This window comes from Moorena sp. SIO4E2, assembly GCF_010671945.1.
Taxonomy (GTDB): domain Bacteria; phylum Cyanobacteriota; class Cyanobacteriia; order Cyanobacteriales; family Coleofasciculaceae; genus Moorena; species Moorena producens.
In genome coordinates this window covers 1-4,484 of the sequence record NZ_JAAHIE010000557.1, presented here as the reverse complement: position 1 = coordinate 4,484, position 4,484 = coordinate 1, and the positions used below count along the sequence as shown (strand labels likewise).

Genomic DNA, 4,484 nt, shown 5'->3' with positions numbered 1-4,484 from the left:
CTTCAAGTTGCAGCGAATTTTACAGATGGAGTCTCCAGTGGTGATCCTTGAAGCCAACCCTGGTATAACCTGAGTTTTCACGGGATATTTTTTCTTCAAGGAGTCAGTGGCCTAGGGTGTGTTATCTAGCAGTGTCTGAGTCATAGCGCAGGGAACAGGCAACTTCTTTAACAGTAAAATGCCTTAATCTATAAACTCAGCGCTATTGCGATCGCCTAAATATATAGTCAAGATGCCACAAACCGAAACTTTAATAGCCAAACCTACTGCCGACCAATTAGATTTGCCAGCAGAAGCCGTCTTAGATCCTACCATTCAGTTTCAGGCTCCCCTATCCAATAACGTTAAGAAACCCAAATCTATCTTCTTAACAGGGGCAACTGGTTTTCTCGGTGCTTATTTGCTCAACGAACTTCTTCACCAAACCACAGCAGATATCCACTATCTAATTCGTTGTGGCGATATTGACACTGGCAAGCAGCGGCTTAAAAGCCATCTCCAATTTTACTCCCTTTGGTCTGAAAAGTTCAACTCCCGCATCATACCCATAGTCGGAGATTTATCTAAACCCCTGTTAGGTCTTTCCCAAGAAAAGTTTAGAGAATTAGCTGGTCAGCTCGATGTCATTTATCACAATGGAGCATGGGTAAACTCTGCCTGTCCTTACTCAACATTGAAAGCCACCAATGTTTTGGGAACTCAGGAAGTTATTCGCCTAGCCAGTTTAACCAAAACTAAACCAGTCCATTTCATTTCCACCGCAGCTGTTTTCTTTAGTCCAGCCTATTCCCAAGCTCAGGAAATTTCAGAAACAGATATCCCCGACTTAGCCACCCTCAAAGGTGGTTATAGGCAAAGTAAAGCAGTAGCTGAACAGTTAGTGAGAATAGCCCAAGATAGAGGCTTACCTGCTTGCATTTACCGACCCTCAAGAATCATGGGAGACAGTCAAACAGGAATCAATGGTAACACCCAAGACTTTTTCTGCAGTTTGCTCAAAGGTTGTATTAAACTGGGAAAATTTCCGGCACTAGAAACAGCCACTAACCTTGTTCCTGTAGATTATGTCGCTCAGGCAATTGTTAATTTATCGGGGCAAGAAAAATCTCTAGGTAAAGCATTTCACTTATTAAATCCTCAGCCACTGCCTTGGGCAAAACTGTTCGACGAAATTTGCTCTTTGGGCTATTCGGTAGAAAAAGTCACCTATGACAAATTGTTGGCCGCCGTTGAGCACCAAGCTTCCAAGTCTCCAGAAGACGAATTTTACTTCTCCCTACTGCTGCTTTTGAGTTCACCAGGAGCCTTACTAAATAAAAAACCACCCTTTGGAATAGTACATACCCTCGAAGGCTTAGCTGGTACATCAATTGCCTGTCCTCCTATGGATAAAAAACTAATTGCCACCTACTGTAATTATTTCCATAAGAGCGGTTATCTACCAGTTGCACCTGCTCTATCTGAGGTTAATGCTGCAAGCAACAAGCCAGCAAAAAAAACTTCCGGTTTCTGGAAATCTATTAGGACTAATATCAAGTCAAAAAATCGAGCTTTTTCGATTAAACCTGTCCCGCGCGATGGCAAATTACCCCTTTCATTTGGTCAAGAACGACTGTGGTTAATCGATCAGCTGCAACCCGGGAATCCTGTTCATAATCTACGGGCAGCTTTTCGCCTCAAGGGAGCGCTTAATATAGCTGTTCTAGAGAAAAGTATACAGGAAATTGTCAGACGACATGAAATCCTGCGAACTACATTTCGTGAAGTTAATGGGCAGCCAGTCCAGGTTATTTCTCCAGCTCTCACTATAGAGTTACCCCTAGTAAACCTGGAAGGACTGCCAACAGAACAACAGGAAGAAGAAGTCCAGCGGCTGGCCAAGGAAGTAGCCCAGCAGCCCTTCGACCTAGCAGAAGGGCCATTAATACGGGTCAAACTACTGCGCCTTGCCCAAGAGGAATATGTACTTCTGCGCACAATTCATCATATTATTAACGATGTCTGGTCTAATACCGTATTTATGCGGGAGTTGGCAACGATATATGGAGCTTTCTGTACCGGCAAACCATCACCACTTCCCGAACTCTCTATCCAGTATGTAGACTTTGCTCAATCCCAGCGGCAATGGCTACAGGGCGAAGTGCTGAAGTCTCAACTTGACTATTGGAAACAACAGCTCAGCGGTGTTTCCGTACTGCAGTTATCCACAGATTACTCGCCCCCAACTGCACCGAACTATCGAGGAGCAGCTCAATATCTGCTTCTATCTAAACGCCTTACCAAGGCTATCAAAGAACTTCAAAATCAGGAAGGGGTTTCTCTTTTTGTGATTTTGCTAGCGGCGTTTAAGACGTTGCTTTACCAATATTCAGGGCAAGAAGACATTATCCTCTGTTCCCCCGTAGCTGGTCGGCAACAAATGGTAACCAAGAAATTATTAGGCTACTTCAGCAATATAGTTCTTCTACGTACTGACCTGGCCAAAAATCCCAGTTTTAGAGAATTGCTGGGCCGAGTGAATAAAGTTCACATAGGGGTCATCGAACACCAGCATTTGCCTTTTCAGCAATTAGTCGAGTCGGTGGGAGTACCTAGTACAACTCTTTCTAGAGCTATGTTTACTCTGCAAAATGTTCCCAGCCAGCCAAAAGAAATAGCAGGGATTGGGGTAAGTTTTTTAGATATGGAAGAGGGGATAGCTAACTTTGATATTTCCTTATCTATGAAAGAAAAAGAGGAACAACTCATAGGTGTGCTGCGCTACAAAACAGATTTGTTTAGGGAGTCTACGGTTAAGCAGATGTTGGACAACTTCCAGATTTTGCTAGAGGCTTTTGTTGCTAATCCAGAACAACATCTCTCGGACTTACCGATCTTCGCAGAAGCTAAACCTAGTCAAGTACCCAACCAACCTGTAGAACCAGCTTATCTAGCTCCTCAGAACGAAAGGGAGCTTGCTATTGCTGCTATTTGGCAAGAAGTCCTCCAAGTGGAAAAAGTGGGTATTCACGCTAACTTTTTCGACATTGGCGGTCGTTCCTTAGCAATGGTCAGAGTCTATACCAAACTGCGCGAAATCTTCGATTGCGAAATCTCAGTAGTTGAACTGTTTAAATATCCAACCATAAGCGGCATGGCACAGTATCTGAGCCTGAAACATGCAAGCAATGAACCTAGCATTTGAATGACTATTTTTATCTAATCAAATTTGATGACTGAATCCTCGCTTTCTCAAACCCAAAAAGGTGTCAGCTTAGAAGTTATTGCTAAAGATGCGGCAGTAGCCTTAATTATCAAAGCTTCTGGCTTGGTTCTAATCTACGTGATGCAGATATTTCTAGCGCGATGGATGGGTAGAACTGAGTATGGTATCTATGAATATGTTGTGGCCTGGTCATTATTTTTAGCGATTCCGGCAGGACTGGGTTTGCCTCGCACATCTATGCGATTGATATCAGAATACCGAGTCAAACAAGACTGGGGAAGTTTGCGCGGTATCCTGCGTGGGAGCTGGCTGTTGACTATGGTAGTAAGTACACTGCTGTGCCTAGGAGTTGCGGGGATCATCTTATTGCTGAATCATTATCACAGCTTTGTCTACGCCACACCAATGCTGATCGCCATGGGGCTGATACCGTTACAGGCTTTGGTGCAGCTACAGCTGGAAACAACTAGGGCGATGAACGACATCGCTTTAGCCTATGCTCCATATCAGGTAATCTGGCCGGTGTTAGTACTTTGTGGCGGCTTGATAATTTTGCAAAAGAACCACTCCCTCACTAGCTTGCCCATGATTGAAGTAGCAACAGTAATGTTGTTGGTTGTCGTCGTTTCCCAATCATGGCTGTTGCGGGAGAAAGTAGACAGAGAAATTGAACCGGCTAGCCCAGTTTATGACTACCGTACTTGGATAGGGATATCCGTAATCCTGTTGATACAGCGGACATTCTTAACGATCTTAGATGAAACAGATATTATTATGGTTGGTTCTTTAATAGGACCAGCGGCGGCGGGTATGTATAATGCGGCGGCGAAGACAGCTCTGTGGGTGAGTTTTGTTTTGGAAATCATGGTTATGGTAGCAGGACCTGCCTTTGTCACTCTTTATACCCAAGGGGATATGGAGGGTTTGCAAAAGGTGGTTTCCCGGGTTACTATCTGGATATTTTGGCCTTCTGCAGTTATTGGCGTCTGCTTGCTTGCCTTTACTCAGCCAGTCTTAAGCATTTTTGGACGAGATTTTATGGCAGCTAGTTTGTCCCTGAAAGTTCTCATTTTGGGACGATTAGTAGATTCATTATGCGGCACGGTAGCTTGTTTGATGGTCATGACAGGTAATCAAAACAAATCCCTTCCTGTTTTTGGCTGTAGTGCCTTAATCAATCTAGTATTAAATGCAATAGCTATCCCCAGGTTCGGGATGCTCGGGGCAGCGATGACTACCACCTTCACTCTAGTTATTTAAGACGGCACGGGCCGTGGTA

General features: G+C 44.1%; 2 protein-coding genes. Both read left to right on the top strand.

Annotation, left to right across the window (positions count from 1 at the left end):
* Positions 1-232: 232 nt before the first annotated feature.
* Complete coding sequence (locus F6K37_RS32910) at positions 233-3,184, top strand: thioester reductase domain-containing protein (protein ID WP_287254864.1); 2,952 nt, start codon at positions 233-235, stop codon at positions 3,182-3,184.
* Positions 3,185-3,211: 27 nt separating this feature from the next.
* The gene (locus F6K37_RS32905) at positions 3,212-4,465 is read left to right on the top strand and encodes a lipopolysaccharide biosynthesis protein (protein ID WP_287254862.1); all 1,254 of its coding nucleotides are present in this window, start codon (positions 3,212-3,214) and stop codon (positions 4,463-4,465) included.
* Positions 4,466-4,484 lie beyond the last annotated feature (19 nt).